Raw genomic sequence first — 23,477 nt, forward strand, 5'->3', positions numbered from 1 at the left:
GCCGCGGCGAACTCGTGTAGCGTGCCGCGTCATGCCCTCCGCGATCGTCCGGCCCCTCGCGCTCCTCGCCGTCGTCGCTGCGTGCGGCGACGACCCCGGCCGCGCCGGCGTCGGTCCGCCCGCGACCACCAGCTCGACCGGCGGCACCACCGGCGCTGCCACCGACGATCCGACCACCACTCCCGGCAGCACGACCGACGCCGCCACCACCTCCGACGTCCCCACCGAGCCCACGAGCACCACCGGCACCCCGCTCGACGCCTGCGGCGGCTGCGAGGCCGGCGAGCTGTGCGACCCGGCCCAGGGCTGCCTCGATTGTGCCAGTGACGGCCCCTGCCCCGAGGCCGTCCTCTACGTCGCGCCCGACGGGGCCGGCAGCGGATGCACCTACACCGACCCGTGCTCGCTGCAGGGCGCCCAGGCCGTCGTCCGGATCCTCAACACCGTCATGACCGGCGAGATCCGCGTCTACCTGCGCGGCGGCACCTATGCGCTGTCGGCCCCGTGGGTGCTCACCGCCGACGACTCCGGCAGCGGCGGCCACGACGTCGTCTGGCGCGCCTTCCCCGGCGAGGCCCCCGTGCTCAGCGGCGGCGTCCCCGTCGGCCCGTGGCGCCTCGTCGACCCGGCGCTGAACATCCATCGCGCGGCTGTCCCTGGGGACAGCCGCCACCTGTGGATCGGCGACGACCGGGCCGTGCGCGCCCGCGGCCCCGCGGCCCCCGGCTTCGTCGAGACCCCCACCGGCTACACCGCCCCCGACGCCGCCATGGCCGCCTGGGCCGACATCACCGCCGTCGAGGTCGTCGGCCACCGCTTTTGGAAGAGCTTCCGCTGCCCGCTCGCGGCCGTCGCCGGCACCGCCCTCACCGTCCAGGACCCGTGCTGGACCGACGCCCAGCTGCACAAGGACATGGACGTCGACTTCACCCTCGACCTCCCGCAGTGGTTCGAGAACGCCCGCGAGCTGCTCGACGAGCCCGGCGAGTTCTACCTCGACCGCGGCGCCCTTGTCGTCGATCACATCCCGCGCGCCGGCGTCGACCTCGCCACCGCGCCCGCGATCGTACCTGTCCTCGAGACCCTGCTCCACGGGGCAGGTACGATCGACGCCCCGCTGCGGCACGTCCGCTTCGAGGGCCTCGGCTTCGCCCACGCCGGCTGGCTGGCCCCGAGCGGCCCGCAGGGCTACGTCGAGTTGCAGGCCGGCATCCGCCTGGTCGGCGGCGGCACCTGGGCCAGCGAGAAGACCCCCGCCGCCGTCCGCTTCGAGGCCGCCGACCACGTCACGATCGCCGGCTGCAGCTTCACCCACCTCGGCGCCGGCGGCCTCTCGTTCGAGCTCGGCGCGCGCGACAACCTCGTCGTCGACAACCGCTTCGAGGACATCTCCGCCGGCGCGATCCAGCTCGGGAACGTCACCGAGACCTGGCACCACCACCCCGACGATCCGGCCACCATCGTCGCCGGCAACACGATCCGCAGCAACTTCGTCACCCGCACCGGCGTCGAGTACCCCAGCACCGTGGCGATCTGGGCCGGCTACACCGAGGGCGCGCGGATCGAGCACAACGACCTGTTCGACCTGCCCTACACCGGGATCTCGGTCGGCTGGGGCTGGGGCGCCGTCGACGTCGACGGCCCGACCCCCGCCTCCTCGCTCGACAACCACATCGAGAACAACCGCGTCGGCTATCACATGCGCGTGCTCGAGGACGGCGGCGGGATCTACACCCTCGGCGCGCAGCAGGGCTCGACCACCTCCGGCAATTACGTGCACAACCAGGGCCACCCGTACGGCGCCCTCTACCTCGACAACGGCACCCAGCATTACACCGTCAGCGGCAACGTCGTCGAGAAGGTCGACTACTGGCTCCTCTGCACCACCTACGCGACCGACGCCACCAACAACACGATCACCGGCAATTACAGCGAGCTCGACAACCCCTTCGTCCAGCCCGACCCGCCGCACCCGTCGAACACGATCGCCGGCAACGTCGTGTTCGGCGCCGTCATGCCGCCCGACGCCCAGGCCATCGTCGCCGCCGCCGGCCTCTTGCCCGAGCACCGCGCCATGCACCCCGACGAGCTCGCGCGCGGCCTGCCCGCTACCGCCTCGTCGATCTACGACCCCACGCACCCCGAGTCGCAGGGCAACGACGGCGACGGCCGCACCGGCTGGTCGCCGAAGGGCGCCGACGAGGATCCCTCGCCGTGGTGGCAGGTCGACCTCCAGCAGCCGCGCGCCCTGTCCGGCGCCGAGGTCGTGATGCGCTGGGAGCTCGACCAGCCCGCCACCCGCGCCGACCTCGAGATCGTCGGCGCCAATCAACCCGACGCCGGCGACGCCGTCTTGCTCGCGCGCCTCGGCGCCACCCCCCTGCCTCACCGCGCGATCTGGCCGGCCCGCTGGACCGACCGCACACCGTACCGCTACCTCCGCGTCCGCAAGGCCGGCACCGGCTACATGTACCTCGGCGAGGTCCGCGTGCTCGCGGCCCCGTGAACGATTGCACGCATGTCCCTTCGGACCTGCTCCGAAGGACATCCGGCGCGCGAGCGCGTCACGGCGCGCTCAGCACGAGCTCGACCTCCTCGCTGTGATTGCACGTGCCCGTCGCCTGGACCATGCCCTCGGCCTGCGGCTCCCCCTCGTCCGGGTACACCTTTTTGTCGTCGGAGCCGGCTCCCGAGGGCTCGATCGGGCCGCATTCGCCGCCCGTCGCCGGGTCGATCCAGGCCAGGATTCGGGTCGTCTGAACCTCCCCGTCGCCGCCGCTCTCGACGGAATATCGGTTCGTCTCGCCGCAGACCACGGCGACGGCGCGATACGTGGGATCGAACCCTCCCTCGGGTTCGACGTAGACGTACAGGATCCCCCTCTGCTGCTCGCTATAGGCGGCGACGACCTCCTCGGGGAGCTCGATGTTGATGTGGAGGCTGTAGCCGCTGTCACAGGCGAACGAGAGCGCGAGCGCGACAGCGTAACGGAGGCGGCGATACGCGTAGGCCATGTGGGCATGGTGGCACGCCGTTCGCCGCCGCAAGCGCCCCCCGGCTCGCCGCGCGCCGTGATCCGACACGAGGCTCCGTCCCCCCTGCACGCTTGCCCGTCGCTTCGCCTCGTGCGTCGCGCTCGCGGGCCGTCGACCGGCCCACGACGCCGAATGCCTCGAGTGTCACGAGGCCGCACGAGCTCGATCGAGCCGATCTGCCCACGAGGTCGAGGTCTCGCGCCGACGCACGGACGTCCTGCGCCTCGATCCCGCCGCCGGCTGGCGACCCGTCGCGCCCCTGCCGACCCCCCGCAACTTCGCCCGCGCCGTCGTGTTCCGCGGCGCCGTCCACGTCGTCGGCGGCAGCCTGGCCCCGCAGATCAGCCACGCCCCCGCCGGCAGCGCCCTCGTCGAGCGCCTCGCCTGCCGCGAATGACGGCGCTCGCCGCCGTCACGAATGCCCACACTCACGCGCGCGCGAGCCCGGCCGCCAGGCCCTCGGCCAGGCGGGCGACGAACGCCTGCTCGTCGTCGGCCCCGATCTCCTCGGCGACCTCGTTCATCAGCGTGTAGACATTCGCCATCACGAACACCATGTCGACCGGATCCGGCGCCTCGCCGATCGCCAGCCGCGTCAGCGCACGGGCGACCAGCGAGTGACCCGCCTGCAGCACGATCCCCTGGTCGAAGCGGGCGAGACCCGGCTCCCGACCTGTCCCGATGGCCAGGCGATCGAGGCGCAGCCGCTCGAGCGTCGACCCGTGGCGCGCCCGGGCCCACTCGAGCTCCGCGCGCACCAGCGCCAGCAGCTGCAGCTCCGGCGTCGGCGCCGGCACCGGCTCGCTCGTCGGCGTCGCCGGCACCTCGACCGGCGCTGCCGCGGGCCTCCCCCCCGTCGCGGTCGATTGCGCCGTTTCGCCCGCCTGCTGCGCCTCCGCGGCCTCCTGGGCCTCCTGGCGCCTTCGCGCCGCGCTCGCCCGCGCCTGTCGCAACGCCGGCGGCACCAGCTCGGCCAGCGCCGCCCGCAGCTGCGTCAGCGCCTTGCCCAGCTCACCCAGCACCGGATCCTCGCAGGCCGCCAATTCCCCGTCGACGTACGCCAGCCACTCGGCCGCCGCGTCGCGTTCGCTCGCGTTCATCCGGCCGCTCGAGCGCACCTGCTTCGCCAGCGTCTCGTACAGCCGGCACACCTGCTTCACCAGGCTGCTGCGCTGGCGCGCGTCGAGCACCGACGCGCTCGTCAGCCCCTCGCCGCTGACGATGCCCGCGCACGGCAGCGCCGCGAGTGCCATCATTCGCCCGATCTCCCGCCCCTCGTGCCCCAGCGCCACCGTGTCGTCCTTCGTCGGCGTCCGCGGGATCCACAGGTGTGCCTGCAATCCGCCCGCGATCGTCGCCTTGCGATCGACCCACGCCACCCGCCGCAGATCCGGCACATCGCACGGCGGCGAGGCGATCCGCGCCCGCATCGCCGCCACCACCTCCGCCCAGCGATGGTCGATCGCGGTCACCTCGCCGATCGCCTCGAGGCAGCGCCGCGCCGGCGGATCGACCGCCAGGATCGACCGCCCCGCCGCGATCGTGTCCGGCGGCGCCGCGACCGCTCGCGTCACCACCTCGATCGCCCCGCGCTTGCGCCCCTCGACCTCCGCCAGCGAGCACGGTCGGCCCCACACATCGACCAGCAGCGGCAGCGAGCGCACCGCCTCCACCCCGCGTCCCGGCTGCGAGCCGTCCCGCTCCGCCCGCTCGATGCGCCGCGCCGCGTACTCGAGCAGCAGCACCCGCGCCGCCTCGCGCTCCTCGTCCGGCAGCGACGCGTGGCGCTCGCACAATTCCGCCACCAATCCGTTGGCCGCCCGCCGGCAGCGGCGCAGCAATTGCCCGTACCGCTTGCTGCGCGTATCGACCTCGCCGTCGTGCGTCAGCGGCAGCTCCGGATCGCACGCGATCGCCAGCAGCGGCGCCCCGGCGTCCTCGTGCACGAACTCGCCGATCTTGCGCCCGTCCATGCAGACGGCGATCCGCAGCGCCCCGTCGCTGCGCCCGCGCTGCAGACCGACCTCGCCCTCGACCTTCGCATTGTCGCCCGCCAGCGACGTCGTCGCCCACACCGCCGCCGGGTCCAGCGTCAGCGACGTGACCGTCGGCAGGTCGGCCAGGCGCCGCTCGAGTCGGCGCGCCCGCAACCGCTCACCGCCGTCGACCAGGCGCGACTCACCGACCCAGTGGCGCAGCGCCGCGATCGCCGGCGCCTCCTCGCGCACGATCGGCGGATCGGGCAGCGCCGCTCCCGGCGTCGTCATCGGCACCCAGGCGATCCGGCCCTCCGCCGCCACCACCGCCTCGACCTCCTCGAGGCTCAACACGCGCCGGCCGAGCGTGGCGAACAGCGGCACCTGCAGCAGCTCCGGCGCCTCGCGGACCACCTCCTCGCGCGTGCACTGCGTCAATCGCAGCAGCAGCTGCGAGCGCAGCCACGTCCACGTCGCGTCGTCGACCTCCGGGCCCGTCATCCACCGCCGCACCACCCCCGCCACCAGCGACCACGCCGCCCGCTGCAGCTCGGCAGTCACGGCAGCCAGCGCCTCCTCGTCGGCGACATCGTCCCAGCTCGCGTTCGGCTCCAGCGTCTTCGCCGACGCCACCGCCGTGATCGGCGCGAACCCCAGGTCGAGCGCGCGCGTCACCAGCGGTCGGCCCTCGAAGCGCAGCTCGACCGACGCCGGTGCGCCCACCTTCACCGGCCCGCGCCCCCCGGACGGCGGACGCAGGATCACCACCGCCTCGACCCCGTCGTTCGCCCACACGCGGCTCCACAGCCCCGGATCGAGCCCCGCGGCCCGCAATTCCGCGACGCTCGCCTCGGCCGTCGCGACGATCGAGCGCTGCGGCTGCGCCCGGAATTTGCGCCCACGCCGCTGCTGCGCGAGCGTCGGCGCCCACGACCGCAGCACCGCCTCGCCGCCGAACAGCCCCGCCAGGATCTTGCGGTCGCCGCGGCCGAGCCGGACGACCTCGCGGCCCAGCCCTGGCTCGGATCCCTCCGAGCGATCGACCTCCTCGAGTCGACCGACCTGCGCCAGGCGTCGCGCCAGATCGTCCAGCGATCGCCGCGCCCCGTCGAAGTCCTCGAACAGCGGCACCTGCCGCAACCTCGCCCACGGCTCTGCTTCGCTGCGCAGCTGCTCCGGCGCCGGCAACCACCGCGCCACCTCGTCCGCGTCCGGCCAGTGCGCCTCGGGCACCTGCAGGCGCTCCCACAGCCCGGACCGCGCCTCGGCGTCGAGCGCCAGTAGCAGCCACCCCTTCACCAACCCGCGCAGCCCCGCCTCGTTCCGCGAACCGCCTGCCCTCTCGGCCCGATCGACCAGCGGCCCCGGCAGCGCCGCCAGCGTCCGCAGCATGATCTCGACCAGCGTCCCGTCGCGCGCCGCGTCGTCGAACAGCGCGCTCGGCGTGAACGCGGCCGCGACCGCCAGCTCGAGCCCCGGCACGCCCAGGTCGACGTCGACCTGTCGCAAGAGACAGCCCTGCGCGATCAACCAGATCCGCCCGTCCTGCCGCCCCCCGTCGACCGCCTCCATCGTGATCCCGAGCTCGCCGTCGATGCCCGGCCCCGCGAGCGGCGCCCGCAACAGATGGCGCCCGGACGCGGACAGGCGCGGCGACAGCGGGCGCTTGTGCCACTCCAGTCGCGCCTTCTCGCGCCGCTGCGCCGCCGCCAATTCGTCGTCGACCGCGACCATGTTGCACGACAGCAGCCGCGCCACCTCGCCCGCCTGGTCGCGGCCGATCCGCGGGATCGGCGGCCCCTCGGCCTTCAGCTCCGGATAGCTGCGGATCGCGTGGCGCAGCTCGCGGACCCCGCTGTCGGGATCCGTGCGCACCGCCCCGGCCAGCGCCGCCAGCGACACCCGCGCCTCCTGTCCTCCAGGACATGTCCTCGCGTCCATCCACGTGATCGCCCGGGCCAGCGGCGCCACCTCGGCGCGCTTGCGCAGGTCGCGGAGCTTGAGGAATTGCAGCACCTCGCGGCGCGCCCGCGGCAGCGCCTGCTCGATCGTCAGCCGCCCCTGCTCGGCGGCCTCGACCAGCCGCGCGTACAGCCCCCAGCGGGCCGCGCGGATCAGCCCCGCGACCTGCTCGAACCCGTGGTCGGCGACGATCTTCGCCATCGACACGTCCTTGCGCAGCGCCTCGGCCTCGACGATCGCCACCAGCCCCGGCCCGCAGCCCGCGAGCGGGTGCGTGTCGATCCACACCCCGTCCTTCACCAGCCGCACCTCGGCCGCCGGCTCGTGCTCGACCAGCCCGATCACCCCCACGACGCCCGGCTCGGCCAGCTCGTCGACCACCAGCGCGCGCTCGATCTTCGGCCCCCCGGCGATCGCCACCCCGTCGAGGCTGATGGCGATCCGCGCGTAGCGGCAGCGCTCGCGCAGGTGCACCTCCTCGCCGAGGCTGCCGCGCAGGTCGCGGAAGAACGCCACCAGCAGCCCGAGGCGCAGCCGCTGCGCCACGTGGATCGTCGTCTCCGCGATCGGCGGATCGATCGCCGTCAGCGCGTCGTCGCGGCCGGGCGCCAGCACCAATTGTTGCGACCCGCTGCGCACCACGATCCGCCGCGGCTCCAGGCCGAGCGCCGCGTTGAGCCCGAGCGCCAATTGCCGGACCCCGCGCAGATCGGCCCCGTCGCCGTCGGCGAAGATCGAGCCCCACAGCTCGTCGAGCTCCGCCGGCGTGAACGGGCGCCCGTCGAAGCGCATGCGCATGTCGTCGGCGTCGATGTCGAACGCGATCGTCGTCGCCCCGCGCAGCACCGCCGCCTGCACCAGCTCGAGCACGTAGCGGCGCGCGTCGGCCAGCTGGAACTTCTGCATCTTCGCCCGCGCCTGCGCCCGGTCGAGCGTGAAGCGACCGCGCGAGTCGACCTCGCCGCCGGCCCGCAATTCGTCGAACAGATCGTTCAGCCGTCCATCCGTCGCCATCGCGCCTCCGCGGCCGCGCTCGCCAGCTCGGCGTCGGTCGTCGAGCTCAGCTCGCCGTGCAAGAAGAACGACTTGATCGCCAGGTACGCCGCCAGCTCCGGCTCGCGCCTCGCGACCGCGCGCAGGTGCAGCAGCGTCGGGTGGCCCGCCGACAGCACCAGCGCCCGGCCGCTCGCCAGCCAGCCGCTCGCCAGCTGCCCGACCTCCGCGATCGGCGTGCACTCGCCGAACCTCGCCTGCGTGATCGCCACGCGCCCGGCGATGGCCGACTCCGGGTAATCGAAGCGACCGACCGTCACCTCGCGGACCTTGTACCCGCGCACCTTGAGCAGCGCCCGCATCGCCGCGCACAGCGGCGCCCACGATTCGACCTCTGCCGGCGCGAGCGGCAGCGCCGTGCACCAATGCGTGATCGGCGTCGCCCAGGCCGCCGTCGCCGTGTACACCAGCGTGTCGATCGCGTCGCGCGAGCTGCACGCGACCACCGTGTGATCGTCGGCCAGCATCGCCGCGACCAGCGGCGACATCGCCGTCGCGCACAGCACCGGCTTGCCGCGGGCCCGCTCGCGCAGCGTCTTCATCGCCACCGGCGGCCCGCCGAGGGTCGGCACGATCGGCGCCGCCAGCCAGCGCGGCTCCGCGTATCGATCATGGAACGGCGCCTCCGCGCACTGGTACAGCCGCTCGCGCACCTCCGGCGCCACCGCCTCGCCGGCCGCGATCCGCTCGAGCGCCGCGAACACGCGGTCCATCAGCGGCCCGCGCGCCACCCCCTGCACGATCGTCATCGCCTTGGCGTAGTTCTCGTCGCGGATCACGTTGTCGCGCGTCAGCGTGTGCTCGAGGAAGCGCGAATCGATCTTGTAGGCGATGAACGGCAGCGACCCGTCGCGCTCCTCGTGCAGCGTCAGCCCGCCGTGGTAGTAGCCGCGCAGCGCCTCCGCCTCGTGCACGATCGCCATCACCAGCGCCGTGCCCTCCTCCTCGTGCGTCACCTTGCACAGCCCGTCGATGTCCATCGGGCCGCTGACCAGCTCGTCGTCGAGGCGCAGCTCGACCTTCACGTGCTTGCACCAATACGCCAGCGTCGCCCGCGCCCGCTCGCGCGCCTCCTCGACCTCGGTCGCCGTCGCCGCCTTGTACAGCCGCACCGTCGTGCCCTCGACCGGATCGTGGAGGCGGATCCGCTCGAACGTGCGGTCGCGGCGGAACACCACCCGCCACCACTCGCCGGCGCGCCCGGTGTCGACGCAGATCAGCTCCGGATCGATCGCAAACACCGACACGAAGCCGATGCCGAACTTGCCGATCTTGGTGTAGTCGCCCTCCTTGGCCGACGAGAACAGGCGAGTCAGGCGCGAGTCGATGATCTCGCGGGTCATCCCCTCGCCCGCGTCGGCGACCTCGATGATCATCGCGCCGCGCCCCGCGTCGTGATCGATGCGGACGTCGACCTGCGGGCTGCCGGCGTCGATCGCGTTCTGGATCAGCTCGCGGAGGAACGCCCACGGATCGGCGAACTGGTGGACGAGGCCCTCGAGCGCGTCGCCGACGTTCGTGATCTCGGAGGACGGGGCCGCCACTTCGCAGCCGGCACCGTACCCCCGAGCGCGACCGGCGATCAAGCCACGCGGCCTCAGAAGCGCAGCGCGAGCCCGAATCCGACGCCGAGGCCGCGCGTGCTCGCGGGCGGAACCGCACCGCGACCTCCGTGCCATCGAGCGCGCGGAGAAGCGACAGACTGTTGTGATACGTCCGACGACGACGATGACGCGGCGTCAGCCGCAGCCGTCGCCGTCCGGGCAGTCGTTGTTCTCGTCGCGCGGGATGGTCTGATCGCAGCCGGCGATGTCCTCGAACGTGTTGCTGGCCGAAAAGTCAGGTCCGCCGCCCTGCCAGCCGCGCGCGATCCCGTGGCCCGCGCTGTGGGTGATCGTCGTGTTCTGGATGAACGCGCTCGCCGGCAGCCCCTCGATGAACAGGATGCTCGCCTCGTCGGTGTCGGCGCAGGTGAAGCCGACGCAGCTGCACTCGCCGCCGGCGTACTCGACGCGCGCGTGCTCGAGCCGGTTGTTGGCCGCGGGCACGCTGCCGTACCACAGCCCGACCCAGTCGCCGGCCGCCGGGTTCGGCGCCGCCGACGTGAACGTGATCGGCTTCTCCGGCGTGCCCACGGCCACCAGGGCGCCCGACGCCGGATTGACGTCGCTCGTCCAGTGCTCGACCTGCAGCGCCGTCCCGGGCAGGAACTTGATGGTCACCCCGGGCTCGATGGTCAGCGTCGTCAGCGCCTGCGCCGGTCCGCCGATGTTGAAGCGCGAGCCCTCGAACTCGCCGAAGTGGTACGGCACCCCGAGATCGCGCATCGTCCCGTCCTCTTGCAGGCCCGAGCTGCTGTTCGCGCCCTCGTCGTCGATGTGGATCTCGTCGACGAGGTTGCCGGTGTAGTCGCCGTCGGGGAGCGTGTCGAGCGCGTGCTCGCCGACCCACAGCGGGTACGGAAACGCCTCGTTGCCGCTGCCCCGCACCACCAGCTGCGTCGAGCCCGGCATGAAGCCCGAGGTCCACTGCGCCACCGCCCCGCTCCCGAGCGAGTCCTCGATCGTCACGTGGTCGACGCGCGCCAGCTTCTTCGTCGGCGTCTCGCTGTCGCCGCGCAGCATCAGCGACGCGCCCAGCAGGAATTGGTCGGACCCGCCGCCCGCCAGCGTCGTGTGGGCCAGGAACAGCTGCGCCGGCGCGTAGGCCACGATCGCGCCCCACGGCTCGTCGCCGTCGCGCACGAACCGGATCGGCCGCTCCGGCTCGCCCTCGGCCTTCAGCGTCGTCACCTCCGTCGTCGCCGTGTTGCCGAACACCAGCGACGCATCGGCCTGCATCCGCACCTCCGCGCACGGCTCGATCGTCAGCGTCGCGCCCTCCGGCACCGACACGAAGCGCGTCACGATGTGCGGGCTGCCCTCGGCCGTCCACACCTCGTTCATGCCCAGCTCGCCGTCGTGCATCGTCGGGCCTGCGGGCGCCGGGCAGGCCTCGGCGGCGGTGGTCGGCTGCTCTGCCGTCGTGGTGCCGGGGTCGGTCGTGTTCGGGTCGGTGTCGGGCGAGTCGGTGGTCGCCTCCTGCGGAGGCGGACACGCGCCGAGAGTGCACAGGGCCAGCGCCGCCGCGGGCAGCGTCCTCATCGAGGTCTTCAAGGTCATTCTCCTTCGCTCGGTAACTACGGGCCATGTAGCCGACGCCCCCGAGCCCACGGATCACGCCGGCCTCGCGCGGCGGCCTCGACGAGCTCACATCCGTGCGAATTCGCCGCCGAAACCTGCGACGAGACCGCTGCGACCGGCGCCCCCGATCCCCCGCCGTCAGCCCGAGTTTGCGACCCCGGCCCCGCGATCGCCGCGGTGACACTTCCGGCGCCGCGCGGTGTTGCAGCCGGACATGCAGCCCCGAACCGCCCACTACGCGCTATCTCTCCTTCTTGCGGCCGCCGCCTGCGACAGCAACGACGCTCCGCCGGAGGAGCCGACCATCGCCGAGCTGGCCGCGTGCGACGAGTCCGACATGCAGTTCGTGCCGTTCATGGGCCCGGCGTTCGACGACAACGGCGAGCTCGTCGCGCCGCTGCCGCTCCCGCACGTCGTCGCCACCACCACCGGCTGGCACACGCCGGAGAACCGCGACGCGCTCGACGCCGAGACCCAGCTGCCGGTGATGGACATCTTCACCCACGAGGGCCTGCTCGGCGCCGCCTTCGCGTGGTCCGACAAGTGCGGCAGCGCCCGCACGATCTCGCTGTGGCGCGACGACGCCTCGCGCCGGAAGTTCGTCTACGGCACCGTCCACAGCGCCGCCATCATGAAGGGGCTCAAGTACACCCGCGGGTGGGAGACCACCAACTGGAGCGAGAAGACCGCCGACAAGCCGCCGACCTGGGACGACGTGCGGACTCGCCTCGAGGCCATCCGCAAGTAGTCCCGACAATGCCCGCCAGGACATGCTCCAAAGGGCATGACCTGACGGACATATCATGATTCGGTCACGGCAACGCCTGCGCCAGCGCGGTCATGTCGGGGGCGCCGATCCCGGTCGGATAGTCCCACCCGGGCCCGGCCTTGTAGTGCTCGGTCGCGCCGTACTTGATGTCGCGGAACGTCTTGCGGGTGGGAGCGTGCAGGTACAGCGTCGGGTTGAGGTAGCCGACGCGGGGCAGTCCGCGGGCGCGGCGGTGCTCGTTGACCACCGCGATCATCCCGGCGAACGCCGGCGCGGCGAACGACGTGCCGCCGAAGAACTCCCACTTGGCCCAGCGGCGCATCCACATCGGGTACTCGGTCGACGAGTGGAGGGCCAGGTCGGCCATCGCGCGCCGGTCGTGGGTGACGTCGCCGTCCTGCCAGTACGGGCGGGCGAACGTCTTCGCCGGACCCGAGCCCGACATCACCCACGCCCACTCCGACTCGATCACCCCCTCCGGGTCGGCGATCAGGCGCGTACCGCCGACGCAGGTCACGTAGGGGCTGCTGCACGGCGTGTCGGGCATCCCGGAGTCGCCGCTGGCCGAGATCAGCGTCATCCCGAGCGCCGCGCCCATCAGCGCCGACTCGTCGTACTGGTGGCGCAGCGGCTTCGGCTCGGAGTCCTCGCGGTGGGCGAACGAGAACGTCAGCACCTCGACCTTGTTCTCGGCGATCGCGTGGTTCCACGTGAACAGCAGCGACGTGTTGCGCGCGTCGGGCCCCTCGTACACCGTGGTGGCGGCGCCCGGCGCCATCGCCGTGGCCCACTGGGTGTCGAGCGCCGTCTCGGTCACGCGCTCGAACACCGGCTCCATCACCGCCACGCGGGTCGGCAGCTCGCGCTCGATGCCGAACGACTTCCAGAAGATCTGCAGGTCGATCGAATGATAGGTCCCGGCCGCCACGATCCCGAGCGTCGAGCCCTTGCCGGTGAATCCGGCGTCGAACAGCGGGTGCATGTTGTAGGCGCCGTAGAACACCCGCGGCCCGTACGCCTCCGGCCCCGGCGGGTCGGACACCACCTCGCCGACCTCCTTGGACAGCTCGCCCTTCTCCGCCGGCAGGTCGGCGGTACAGAGCCCGTTGGTGCGCTCGGCCACGAACTTCGGCAGCGTGAAGCGATCGAGCGTGCAATACACCGGGAACGGCGGATCTTCCCACAGCGGGTTCTTGCGCATGCAGATGTGCAGCTCGGTCTGGAACGTCGCGTTGAAGTCGGCCACCGTCCCGGAGAACTGGACCAGCAGGCGGTTCTTCGCCTCGAAGTCGATGCTGAAGCCGCGCGAGCGCAGCCAGTTCTCGACCAGCGCGACGTCGTTCTCCGGCGGCGCGTGGTCGGCCATCCACGCCTCCACCGTCATGTACCGGCGGAACCACGGGCCCGACGAGTACATCAGCGCCACCCGGCTCTCGAGCAGCCCGCGCTGGCGGGTCGGGAAGCCGATCAGCGCCCGGAACTGGTTGTCCGGCGGCGCCGGGCCCTGATCGTCGTACACCCCGGGCAACGGGCTCGGCAGCCCGTCGGGCTTCTCCGTCGGCACCATCTCGCCCGGCGGCAGGCACAGCGGATCGCTGCCGCACGGCCCGATCGGGTCCTCGGGCCCCGTCGTCACCCAGCCGGACGAGCCCGACCACCCGCCCATCGTCTCGAGGCCCGGGTCGGTCGTGTCGCTGCCGCCGCTGGTGTACGACTCGGTCGCGCTGCCGACGGCCTCCTCCTCGCCGCATCCGGAGAGGAGCGCCAGCGCGGCGACCCGCGACGCGACACCCCCGAGACGTCCCACCGCACATCCCGCGCGATTCATCATACGCCGCTCCCCGTGCCGCGCGCCTCGTCCGGGGAAATCCGGGCGTGGGGGCACGGCTTGACCGTGTTCGAGGTTCATCGCCCCGCAAGCGAACTCATGCGATTTGCCGCGATCGCCCGGGTCCTGCGATGAATGACGGCACCACGATCGCGAGCGAGCGGCCAGCGCCGATCGACCGGCGTACGCGGTCGCCGCTCACGAGCGGCCGGCCATGAACGCCTCGAGCTGGCGCCGCGCCTGCCGCTGCAGCGAGCGCTCGAAGAACCCGGTCCACCCGAGCAGCAGCCCCGGCGCGCCGATCGCCTGGCGCGCCCACGCCCACAGCGGGAACTCGTCGTCGTGGCGCACGATCTCGCCGTCGCGGAATTCGAAGCGCGCCTCGACCACGTTGTGCACCTTGCGCCCGGTCCTGAACGTGTACCACGCCTCCCAGTGGGCCGAGCCGCGGGCGTCGTCGGCGGTGACGTCGCGGAACTCGATCCTCAGGTCCTTGCCGCGCTCGCACAGCATGCGCCACATCTCGCCGGCCTCGCGCCCGCGCAGGCCCGGGAACGCGTGATCGCTGAACACCACGTCGTCGGCGTAGCAGGCCGCCATCCCGGCCGCGTCGCGCGCGGCGAAGCAGGTGTAAAAGCGCTGGATCGTCTCGGCGTTGGCGTGCATGGCCGCGCAGTCTACCGCGGCCGCGCGCGTCCGGGCAGCGCCGCGAAACGCCCCGGTGGAGGCCCGCTCGGGGCCTCGCGCGGAACCGAACATCCCGCGAATGCACCCGCGATCGCCGGGCTTGATCGACCCATTCGCATCGGCCTACTGTGCTCGCGCGTGAGCGAGGAAGGTCCCTTCGTCGCCGCCGGCGACGACGACGCCCTGCGGTTGCCCGACAGCGCCGACCTGCTCCGGCACCTGCGCTTTTGGCCCAAGGACGGCCGGATCACCCTCGGCGACGAGCGCATGGTCCTCGTCCACGTCGGCGCGCTGGCGACGCTGCGGCGCGAGCTGATCGCCGCGCTCGGCGTCACCCGGGCCCGCGCCGTGCTCACGCGCATGGGCTACGTCTCCGGCCAGCGCGACGGCGAGTACGCGCGGCGGATCCGCGGCAGCGCCAGCTACTACGATTTGCTGGCCGCCGGCCCGCAGCTGCACGCCCTCGAGGGCATGGTCGCCGTGCGCCCGCTCGAGGTCCAGTTCGACATCGAACGCGGCCACTACCGCGGCGAGTTCGCCTGGCGCAGCTCGGCCGAGGTCGAGGCCCACCTCGGCAGCGAGGGCCCCGCCGCCGAGCCGGTCTGCTGGACCCTGATCGGCTACGCCAGCGGCTTCACCACCGTCTTCATGGGTCGCCCGATCGTCTACCGCGAGGTCGCGTGTCGGGCCTGCGGCGCGCGCCACTGTCGACTCGTCGGCCGGCCGCTCGGCGACGACCTCCCGCCGCCGGGCTTCGAGTTCCTCGCCGAGCGCCCGCACGCCGCCGCGAGCCCCTCCGAGGCCTCGCGCGCCGCCGCCGGCGACCACGGACCGGTCATCGGCGCCGCCACCGGCTTGCGCGCCGCCTGGGCCCTCGTCGAGCGCGTCGCCGCCACCGCCTTGCCGGTCCTGTTCGAGGGCGAGCCGGGGGTCGGCAAGCGGCACCTCGCGCGCGCCCTCCACGACCGCAGCCCGCGCGCGAGCGGCCCCTTCGTGGTCGTCCGCGCCGGCGCCCTCGATCGGGCAGGCCTCGCCGACGCGCTCGCGCGGGCCCGCGGCGGCAGCCTCCTGGTCGCCGACCTCGATCGCCTCTCGCCTGAACTTCAGGACAGATTACTTCACGCCTTCGACGCCGGCGATCACGACCTGCGCTGGCTCGCCAGCACGCGCGCCGACCTGCGTCGGGGCGGCGGCGTGCGCGACGAATTGGTGCAGCGCCTCGGCGCCTTCCCGATCTGGCTGCCGCCGCTGCGCGAGCGGCGGGAGGACATCCCGCTGCTGCTCGGCCGCTTCCTCGCCGAGCACGCGCGCGCCCCCGGCGAGCGGCCGCGTGGCGTCACCGAGGCCGCCAACAACGCCCTGCTCGACCACGACTACCCCGGCAACGTGCGCGAGCTGTGGGCCCGGGTCGCGCGCGCCGCGGTGCTCGCCGGCGACGACGAGCCGATCGATCGCGGCCACCTCTTCGGCGGCGACGAGGCCCCGCCCGCGCGGCTCGAGCTGGCCCCCGCCGGCGTGCTGCAGCCGCTCGCCGCCGCGCCGGAGCCCGCGCCTGCCGGCATCGACGATCTGATCGACGCCTTGCTCGAGCGTCGCACCGGCATCGACGCGCTCGAGCAGGCCCTGATCCGCGGCGCCGTCGAGCGCGCCGGGGGCAACCTCTCCGCCGCCGCCCGCCTGCTCGGCCTCACCCGCCCGCAGCTGGCCTACCGCTTCCGCAAGACCGACGGCTAATGCCGCGACCGGGGCATTTCGCTCCTTCCTCGCGCCGGGAGCCGCGCCAGTGGAACGAATCGCACGGCGACAAGCGGGCCGGCGACGCTCTCCGCAGGCGGGCGCGGAGCGGCGGACTGGGGCACAGGCGGGACGGAGCCGCGTTTCACCGCGCGCAGGCGCACAGTCCTCCGGGCGCGAGATTCACCTGTCCTCCGAGCCATCATCTGTCCGAAGGGACAGCGCCGAGCACGTGAGACGGGAGGGGCCCGCCGTTCCGGGGGCCACGGTCCGCCGCTCCGCGCCCGCCTCACCCGGCTCTCCGCGGCCCGCGTCTCCGGCCAGCGAAAGTCACGCGATCTGCGTGTAGCGGACGATCTGCGGCGGCACGGCCAGGAGCGGCCCGAGCTTCCCCAGCACCGCACCCACGTGCGGGCTCGTCATGTGGGCGTCGACCGCCGGCACCCCGTCCCACTGCTCGATCGTGATGAGCTGGTTCGGGTCCGACGACTGGCGGTGGACATCGAAGCGCAGGTTGCCGGGCTGCGAGCGGCTGGTGCGGGCCAGCTCGGCGAGCAGCGCCGCCAGCTCGGCGGCGTGCTCCGGGCGGGCCTGGAGGGTGGCGACGACGTGGACGTGATCTTGAGCGTGGGTCATGCTGCGCAGGCTGTCGCGCCGGCGCCTCGCTGTCACTTGCTCAAATCGTCGAGCGCCCGGCGGCCTCGGGCCCCCCGATCTCACCGGATCGTCAACCGCGCGCGCGCCTCAGTTGAGCAGCTTGATCTCGGTCACGATCCCGCCCTCGACCGCCACCTCGATCTCGTTGAACGTCCCGTCGCAGGCGCTCGTGGCCTGCACATAGCGGCCGGTCTTCGGCCCGCTCGTGCAGCGGATGAAGGTGTGGAACGCCACCTCGCGCTCGCCGGCGGACTCGCGCTGCGTGTCGGCCGGCGGGCCCCAGGCCATGAAGGCCGCGAACTCGTGTGCGCCGGCCTTCAGCTCGCCGCGGGTCGCGACCGCGCGCTCGGTCTCGGGGAGCGCCTGCCACCTGTCCCAAACAACCTTGCTCTTGAGGAAGGTCTGCCGCTGGGCCGGCGGCGTCTTGAGGAACGCCGCCTTGTCCTCGGGGTTGTCGAGGTTCTGGTAGAAGCGCCGGTCGAGACCTCTCAGGCGGTCCGGCGACGAGGCGCAGGCGAGCGCGCTGCAGACCAGCGCGCCGAGGAGTGTACGGAGGTTCGGGTGTGACATTCGGTACCTGCGAGTGACGAGGCGCCCGTCCGCGCGCCCCGTCGAGTGACGCGTCGACGCGGCCGGCCGGTCGCGTCTTCTCGTCGCCACGTCAACCGGCGGTAAACGAGGATCGCGCTCGGTTCACACGCGCCGCGACGTCGACGTCGGCGTTCGTCGCGCTCGTGTTCGGCCCGAGGGCCCGTCGTCGTCGTCCGCGGACAAGCGCAGAAATGGCCCGGGGCGCCTCCGGTTGAAAGGCCCGGGCACCTGTGATGATCTTCGCCCGCGATGCAGGGAACATGGTTGGGGCGAGTATCGAGCTGTCTGTTGTTGGTCGTCGGCGCCGCGGGCTGCGGTGACAGCGGCGGGACCGTCACCGCGAGCGGCGGCAACACCACGGGGCCGACCACCGGGGCCACCACCGACGGCACCGGCGACCTCACCACCACCGCGCCGACCACCGGTCCCACCTCGGGCATGACCTCGAACGAGAGCATGACCGGCGACACCGTTCCGACCGGCACCGCCACCGACGGCACCGCCACCGACACCACCGACGGCCTCACCGCGACCACCGGCGACGACCTGTGCGAGGGCGGCACCCTGTGCGGGCAGCCGGCCGCCTGCTGCCCCGCCGGCAACGAGTGCCTCGCCGACAACTGTCTGCCCGTATGTGACAGCGGCGTGTACTGCGGTCCCGCGCTCGAGTGCTGCGGCGGCGGCCAGGTGTGCTCGGGCGCCGAATGCGTCACGCCCGGTGCGCCGTGCATGGACTCCTACGACTGCGAGCCCGGCCAGTACTGCGAGCAGACCCTCGGCCAGTGCCTGCCGCAGCCCGATCCGCTGACCTGCGAGATCGTGCCCGAGTTCGACACCCTGAACGCCAAGCCCGAGTGGTCGTGGACCGAGGAGGAGATTTTCTCGAGCCCTGCGGTCGCCGACCTCGACGGCGACGGCGTCCCCGAGGTCGTCGTCAACACCACCCGCTACAAGGAGTCCAACGACTACGTCGTCGGCGTCATCATCGTCCTCGACGGCGCCACCGGCCTCGAGAAGTTCCGCATCGACCACGACCCGAACAACAACAAGTTCGGCTCGCACGGCCGCAGCACCATCGCCGTCGGCGACGTCAGCGGCGACGGCCTGCCCGACATCATCTACGCCGGGCGCCCGAGCGGCGGCAAGAGCCCGGTCCACGCCGTCGACGGCATGGGCAACCACCTGTGGACCTCGCACACCGGCGACAACGTCTCCGCCACCACCCGCGTCGAGAACGGCGGCATCACCCTCGCCAACTTCGACGACGACGAGATGGCCGAGATCGTCATCGGCGCCACGCTCTTCGATCACGACGGCCTCGTCGTGTGGAACCTGAACAACAACGGCGGCATCGTCGGCTCGCCGGCCGACTACCAGGGCGGCCTCTCGGCGGTCGCCGACATGACCGGCGACGGCTACCCCGAGATCGTCAGCGGCAAGCAGGCCTGGAGCGTCGACTGGACCCCCGGCGCGCCGCCCACGGTCGTCGTCACCGAGCTGTGGAACAACACCAACGGCGGCGACGGCTGGCCGGCGATCGCCGATCTCGATCAGAACGGCACGCCCGAGGTCATCCTCGCCGCCAGCGGCACCGTGCGCGTCCTCGACGGCCTCACCGGCAAGCTGTGGTGCGGCGTCGATCCGACCGGCGTCATGTGCGACGGCAACGACGGCCTGCGCACCCAGCCGCGCAGCATCCCCGGCGGCGGCCTCGGCGGTCCGCCGACCGTCGCCGACTTCGACGGCGACGGCCGGCCCGAGCTCGCGGTCGCCGGCGCCTCGCGCTACACCGTGTTCGACCTCAACCGCGACGGCGAGGAGATCGTCAAGCCCAACGGCGATCCGATGCCCGCCGCCGGCGCCATCTATCGCCGCTGGTCGGCCGTCACCCAGGATGAGTCGTCGAACGCCACCGGCTCGTCCGTGTTCGACTTCCAGGGCGACGGCGCCGCCGAGGTCACCTACAACGACGAGTGCTACGCCCGCGTCTACTCCGGCAAGGACGGCACCGTCCTGCTGCAGATCGAGAACTCGAGCGCCACCATCCACGAGTACCCGCTGGTGGTCGACGCCGACGCCGACGGCAACTCGGAGATCCTCATGGTCGCCACCAACCTCGCCGGCTGCAACGCGCCGGGCTACCAGGACCGCCGCGGCGTCTTCCTCTACGGCGACGCCGGCGACGGCTGGGTGCCCACGCGCCGCGTGTGGACGCAGCACACCTACCACGTCACCGGCACCACCTCGGCCGGCAACGTCCCCCTCACCGAGCAGGACAACTGGACCACGGCCGGCCTCAACAACTACCGCCAGAACGTCCAGGGCGAGGGCGTGTTCAACGCCCCCGACCTCACCGTCGAGCTCTCGATCGGCCTCGGCTTCTGCGCCGAGCAGCTCGAGCTCATCGCCACCGTCCGCAACGAGGGCGCCCTCGGCGTGCCCGCCGGCGTCGCCGTCGACTTCTACCAGGGCCAGGACGCCACCGGCACCCTCCTGAACAGCACCGTCACCGTCACCCCGCTGCTCCCCGGCGGCTCCGAGAAGGTCAAGCTGCTGGTCCAGGCCCCCCCGGGCGACATGACCGCCGACTACTACGTCGAGGTCGACGCCGCCAGCCAGGGCAACGGCGCGATCCTCGAGTGCAACGAGGACAACAACAGCGACTTCACCACCGCCGCCGCCTGCCCCGCGCCGGGCTGATCGGTCATGGTCCCGGGGACATGCTCCCCGGAGCATGTCCCCACGTTCATTCGCCGCTCACTTCGGCGGATACGGCGTCCCGTCGCGGCGCACGAACACGCCGCCCGCGATGCGCATGTCGATGTCCGGGTAGTCCACCTCGTCCTCGGGATCGTCGCTCCCGACCTCGAGCACCACCGCCTCGACCGCGCCGCGGTTCTGCAGGTGGTGCCCGTTCGCCACCCCGTGGCGGAACCCCGCGCACTCGCCCGCGCGCAGCAGCGTCTCGCCCTCGTCGGTCACCAGCACCACCTCGCCGGCCAGCACGTACACGAACTCGTCCTCGCGCGTGTGCCAGTGGCGCTGGCTCGACCACGTCCCCGGCTGCAGGTGCAGCAGGTTGACGCCGAACTGCTGCAGCCCCGCCGCCGCCCCGAGCCGCACCCGTCGCCGCTGCTGGCAGGGCGCGTCGAACGGGGCCGGGTATGCCGAGCCGCTCCGCGTCGGCGCCGTCTCGATGTCGATCTTCATACCCGTGTTCGTGCCAGACTCCGCAGATCTTGCAACCGTGATCCAGCCGACCGCGCGCGACCGACCCGTTCGGCGCGAGCACGTCGCCGTTCACCTGCACCGCGAGCCTCGGCCGCGTCGTGCTCACCTGTCGCGCCCGGGCCACCACGCGCCGGAACGCCGTCTCGCCCCGGCCTTGCAGCACGCGCCGCCCCGCGCGGTGCAGCGGTACCACCGTGATATCTTCCCGGGGGATTGCCCATGTCGAAGCCAGCCGTCGCCTTGCTCGGTCTGCTCGTCACCGCGTGTCCCGATCCCGACGACGCCGACCTGCCGTGCCCGCTGCGGCCCGCCGACAATTGCGACGTCCGCGACAGCGAGTGCCAGGAGCACGTGCGCGGCGTCATCGCCTGCGTCCGCGAGGCCGAGCATCCGCTGCCGGCGATCCGGGTGATGGCGCACAGCGATTACATCCGCGAGTATCCCCCGACGCTGACGCCCGCGGAGCAACGGCAGGAGGACCAGGAGGCGCGCGCCGCCGAACTCCTGGGTCTGCTCCCCCCGGGATACAAGCCATCGACGGCGACCGAGGCTCGGCCCCCGTACATCCACGTCGACTACGCGAGCGGAGGCATCGTCATCGGCGTCGATCGCAGCGACCCCGAGCGCGAGCTCTTCGGCCTGCTCTACGCCATGGCGCTGGCGCACCGGGACATGGAGTCCGACCTGTCGGCGCGGCTGGCGGCGCAGGCCGCCTCGTGGGACCGCCGGCACGCGTTGTACGCCGCCGCCGCCGGCGAGAGCACCTTCTTCGCCGATCTGGCGTGGTCCCGCACGCGGGACCGCGACACCGCGGCCGCGCGGCTGTCGTACGAGAACAGGATCCGGGACGCGCAGGACCTGTTCGCCGATCCGGCGGAGCCATATACAACCGCCATATCTGGCTTCCTGTACGCCCACGGCGCGGAGTACATGCGCCACGCCTACCTCGCCGGCGGCCCCGAAGCGGTCACCGCCGCGTTCGAGGAATCCAGCGGGTCCATGGCCCACGCTCTCGGTCGCTGGGACCTCGAGATCGACGGCGCCTTCGCCGAAATCGACGCCCCCGTGCCCGATCCGCCGCCGGGCTTCCGCTACATCGATCAGGACAGCATCGGACCCGTCATGTACCACATGCACCGGATCCGTCAGGCCGGCCAGGCGAGCTCCACCGAGCAGGAGCAGCAGCTCGCGCGCGAGTGGGTCGGCGATCGCTGCCTGATCGCCGGCACCGACGACGACGACCGCGTCGCCGTCGTGTGGCAGATCGCCGGCCCGGGCGGGCGGATCGACCGCACGATCGTGCGAGCCACCGACCCCGCCACCCTCGCCGCGTTCGAGGCGCTGTTCCCCGCGACCTGAGCGGGCCGCCTCATTCCTGTCCGAAGAGACAGCCGCTCTCCCGCGCATTCACTCGCGCTACACTGGCCCCGGTCATGTCCCCCGGCGACGCCTTCGCCCACGAGCTCGCGGCCCTGCTGGCCGCCTGCGGCCTCGCCCCCGCGCCTTCGGGGCCCGACGCGCGCGTCACCGCCGGCAGCCTCGACCTCCACGTCCACCTCGCCGGCCCCGACCTCCTCGTCGACCTGAGCGGCTGGCGGCACAGCGCGCGCCTCGGCGACGACGAGGACGGCGACGACGCCGCCGCGCTCGCCCTCGATCTGATCGGCGCCGCCCTGTTCGGCGACCTGCGGATCCTCGTCGAGCGCTGGGGCGGTCGCCCGCGCCGCTTCACCCTCCAGCTGCGCCTCGGCGAGCGCTGGCAGCCCGGCCCCGTCCAGGGCGCGCGCCCCTTGCTCGGCCTGTTCGCCGCGCGCACCACCAGCCTCCATCACGCCGCCCTGGCGCGCCCCGCCGCCTACCGCCCGAACGACGTCGCCGCGCTGCCGTGGGCCCCGTGGGCCGGGCGCGCCGGCTTCTTCGGCGCCGCCGCCCGCGAGCCTGCCGCCGCCGAGCTCCCGATCGACGGCGAGCTCGACCTCCACAACTTCAGCCCGAAGGACGTCAAGCGCCTCGTGCTCGAGTACCTCGACGTCTGCCTCGCGCGCGGCATCACCGAGGTCCGGATCGTCCACGGCAAGGGCATCGGCGCCCTGCGGCGCACCGTCCACGCCCTCCTCGATCGTCACCCGCGCGTGCTCGGCTATCGCCTCGGCGGCCACCGCGGCGGCGGATGGGGCGCCACCGTCGTCGACCTGTCCCCCGGGCCAGCTTCGGATCCGGATCACGACCCGGGTCGCTGACGTGGCCGGCCGCGCGCACCCGCGATAACTTTCGCGGGCGCGCGGATGCTGCACCACGAACTCCTGCTCGTCCTCTCGCTGCTGTTCGCGATCGGCGTCCTGCACACGCTCAGCCAGCGGCTCGGGATCTCCTACCCGATCTTGCTGGTCCTCGGCGGCCTCGTGATCAGCGAGGTCCCAGGCGCCCCGCACGTCAGCCTCGATCCCGACCTCGTCTTCCTCGTCTTCCTCCCGCCGCTGCTCTACGAGGCGGCGTGGTTCACCCCGTGGAAGGAGTTCTGGCGGCTGCGCGGGCCGATCGCCCTGCAGGCGTTCGGCCTCGTGCTGTTCACCGCCACCGCCGTGGCCCTGTTCGCCCACGCCATCATCCCCGACTTCTCGCTCGCGCTCGGCTTCATGCTCGGGGGCATCATCTCGCCGCCCGACGCCGTCGCCGCCACCTCCGTGCTGCACGGCCTGCGCGTGCCGCGGGTCGCCGTCGCCATCCTCGAGGGCGAGAGCCTCGTCAACGACGCCGCCTCGCTGATCGTCT

At 72.8% G+C, this 23,477-nt stretch carries 16 protein-coding genes; 7 read left to right on the forward strand and 9 right to left on the reverse strand.

Annotation, left to right across the window (positions count from 1 at the left end; translation table 11 throughout):
- Positions 1-31: 31 nt before the first annotated feature.
- Positions 32-2,506 carry a discoidin domain-containing protein gene (locus tag K7C98_RS43605; protein WP_263429514.1) on the forward strand — a complete coding sequence of 825 codons (2,475 nt, stop codon included), beginning with the start codon at positions 32-34 and terminating at the stop codon, positions 2,504-2,506.
- A gap of 58 nt (positions 2,507-2,564) precedes the next feature.
- Here the strand turns inward: K7C98_RS43605 and K7C98_RS14920 are convergent, their stop codons facing one another.
- The 4 genes from K7C98_RS14920 to K7C98_RS14935 all read right to left on the reverse strand — a co-directional run bounded on the left by K7C98_RS14920 (position 2,565) and on the right by K7C98_RS14935 (position 11,181).
- Positions 2,565-3,014, reverse strand: a complete 450-nt coding sequence (locus K7C98_RS14920) for a hypothetical protein (RefSeq protein WP_224192321.1) — start codon at positions 3,012-3,014, stop codon at positions 2,565-2,567.
- 449 nt (positions 3,015-3,463) lie between these two features.
- A complete protein-coding gene (locus K7C98_RS14925; RefSeq protein WP_224192322.1) occupies positions 3,464-7,987 on the reverse strand; it encodes a hypothetical protein in 4,524 nt (1,507 codons plus the stop codon).
- On the reverse strand, positions 7,966-9,570 hold the full coding sequence (locus tag K7C98_RS14930) for a sacsin N-terminal ATP-binding-like domain-containing protein (RefSeq protein WP_224192323.1): 1,605 nt from the start codon (positions 9,568-9,570) through the stop codon (positions 7,966-7,968). Before K7C98_RS14930 ends, K7C98_RS14925 begins: the two co-directional genes overlap by 22 nt.
- A gap of 195 nt (positions 9,571-9,765) precedes the next feature.
- Entirely contained in the window at positions 9,766-11,181 is a 1,416-nt protein-coding gene (locus tag K7C98_RS14935) for a hypothetical protein (RefSeq protein WP_224192324.1), read from the reverse strand.
- Positions 11,182-11,422: 241 nt separating this feature from the next.
- On the opposite strand from K7C98_RS14935, the gene K7C98_RS14940 reads away from it, so the two are divergent.
- Complete coding sequence (locus K7C98_RS14940; protein WP_224192325.1) at positions 11,423-11,956, forward strand: hypothetical protein; 534 nt, start codon at positions 11,423-11,425, stop codon at positions 11,954-11,956.
- Between the two features lie 64 nt (positions 11,957-12,020).
- On the opposite strand, the gene K7C98_RS14945 is transcribed toward K7C98_RS14940, so the two are convergent.
- Together K7C98_RS14945 and K7C98_RS14950 are read right to left on the reverse strand one after the other, a co-directional pair.
- Complete coding sequence (locus K7C98_RS14945) at positions 12,021-13,784, reverse strand: S53 family peptidase (protein ID WP_224192326.1); 1,764 nt, start codon at positions 13,782-13,784, stop codon at positions 12,021-12,023.
- A gap of 219 nt (positions 13,785-14,003) precedes the next feature.
- Positions 14,004-14,471 carry a nuclear transport factor 2 family protein gene (locus K7C98_RS14950; protein WP_224192327.1) on the reverse strand — a complete coding sequence of 156 codons (468 nt, stop codon included), beginning with the start codon at positions 14,469-14,471 and terminating at the stop codon, positions 14,004-14,006.
- Positions 14,472-14,630: 159 nt separating this feature from the next.
- Between K7C98_RS14950 and K7C98_RS14955 the strand changes: the two genes are divergently transcribed.
- Positions 14,631-16,226, forward strand: a complete 1,596-nt coding sequence (locus tag K7C98_RS14955; RefSeq protein ID WP_224192328.1) for a XylR N-terminal domain-containing protein — start codon at positions 14,631-14,633, stop codon at positions 16,224-16,226.
- A gap of 330 nt (positions 16,227-16,556) precedes the next feature.
- Here the strand turns inward: K7C98_RS14955 and K7C98_RS14960 are convergent, their stop codons facing one another.
- Complete coding sequence (locus tag K7C98_RS14960) at positions 16,557-16,862, reverse strand: putative quinol monooxygenase (protein ID WP_224192329.1); 306 nt, start codon at positions 16,860-16,862, stop codon at positions 16,557-16,559.
- A gap of 108 nt (positions 16,863-16,970) precedes the next feature.
- Positions 16,971-17,453, reverse strand: coding sequence for a hypothetical protein (locus tag K7C98_RS14965; RefSeq protein WP_224192330.1), 483 nt, complete (start codon positions 17,451-17,453; stop codon positions 16,971-16,973).
- Between the two features lie 309 nt (positions 17,454-17,762).
- Between K7C98_RS14965 and K7C98_RS14970 the strand changes: the two genes are divergently transcribed.
- Positions 17,763-20,174, forward strand: coding sequence for an FG-GAP repeat domain-containing protein (locus K7C98_RS14970; protein ID WP_224192331.1), 2,412 nt, complete (start codon positions 17,763-17,765; stop codon positions 20,172-20,174).
- 57 nt (positions 20,175-20,231) lie between these two features.
- Here K7C98_RS14970 and K7C98_RS14975 read toward each other — a convergent pair whose 3' ends face one another.
- Positions 20,232-20,684, reverse strand: a complete 453-nt coding sequence (locus K7C98_RS14975) for a cupin domain-containing protein (protein WP_224192332.1) — start codon at positions 20,682-20,684, stop codon at positions 20,232-20,234.
- A 240-nt stretch (positions 20,685-20,924) separates the two neighbouring features.
- On the opposite strand from K7C98_RS14975, the gene K7C98_RS14980 reads away from it, so the two are divergent.
- From K7C98_RS14980 to K7C98_RS14990, 3 genes are all read left to right on the forward strand, one after another.
- Positions 20,925-22,064, forward strand: coding sequence for a hypothetical protein (locus K7C98_RS14980; protein WP_224192333.1), 1,140 nt, complete (start codon positions 20,925-20,927; stop codon positions 22,062-22,064).
- A 74-nt stretch (positions 22,065-22,138) separates the two neighbouring features.
- On the forward strand, positions 22,139-22,945 hold the full coding sequence (locus K7C98_RS14985) for a Smr/MutS family protein (protein ID WP_224192334.1): 807 nt from the start codon (positions 22,139-22,141) through the stop codon (positions 22,943-22,945).
- A 45-nt stretch (positions 22,946-22,990) separates the two neighbouring features.
- Positions 22,991-23,477, forward strand: a 487-nt coding sequence (locus K7C98_RS14990) for a cation:proton antiporter (RefSeq protein ID WP_224192335.1), incomplete at its 3' end; no start/stop codon positions are given.

It is taken from the genome of Nannocystis pusilla, assembly GCF_020073745.1.
In the GTDB taxonomy this organism is placed as follows: Bacteria; Myxococcota_A; Polyangia; order Nannocystales; family Nannocystaceae; genus Nannocystis; species Nannocystis radixulma.

What these genes read in the sequence shown, in the direction of transcription:
- K7C98_RS14920 (WP_224192321.1), bottom strand. Translation starts at nt 3,014, where the DNA reads ATGGCCTACGCGTATCGCCGCCTCCGTTACGCTGTCGCGCTCGCGCTC.
- K7C98_RS14985 (WP_224192334.1), top strand. Translation starts at nt 22,139, where the DNA reads ATGTCCCCCGGCGACGCCTTCGCCCACGAGCTCGCGGCCCTGCTGGCC.
- K7C98_RS14940 (WP_224192325.1), top strand. Translation starts at nt 11,423, where the DNA reads ATGCAGCCCCGAACCGCCCACTACGCGCTATCTCTCCTTCTTGCGGCC.
- K7C98_RS14975 (WP_224192332.1), bottom strand. Translation starts at nt 20,684, where the DNA reads ATGAAGATCGACATCGAGACGGCGCCGACGCGGAGCGGCTCGGCATAC.
- K7C98_RS14980 (WP_224192333.1), top strand. Translation starts at nt 20,925, where the DNA reads ATGTCGAAGCCAGCCGTCGCCTTGCTCGGTCTGCTCGTCACCGCGTGT.
- K7C98_RS14960 (WP_224192329.1), bottom strand. Translation starts at nt 16,862, where the DNA reads ATGACCCACGCTCAAGATCACGTCCACGTCGTCGCCACCCTCCAGGCC.
- K7C98_RS43605 (WP_263429514.1), top strand. Translation starts at nt 32, where the DNA reads ATGCCCTCCGCGATCGTCCGGCCCCTCGCGCTCCTCGCCGTCGTCGCT.
- K7C98_RS14965 (WP_224192330.1), bottom strand. Translation starts at nt 17,453, where the DNA reads ATGTCACACCCGAACCTCCGTACACTCCTCGGCGCGCTGGTCTGCAGC.
- K7C98_RS14925 (WP_224192322.1), bottom strand. Translation starts at nt 7,987, where the DNA reads ATGGCGACGGATGGACGGCTGAACGATCTGTTCGACGAATTGCGGGCC.
- K7C98_RS14950 (WP_224192327.1), bottom strand. Translation starts at nt 14,471, where the DNA reads ATGCACGCCAACGCCGAGACGATCCAGCGCTTTTACACCTGCTTCGCC.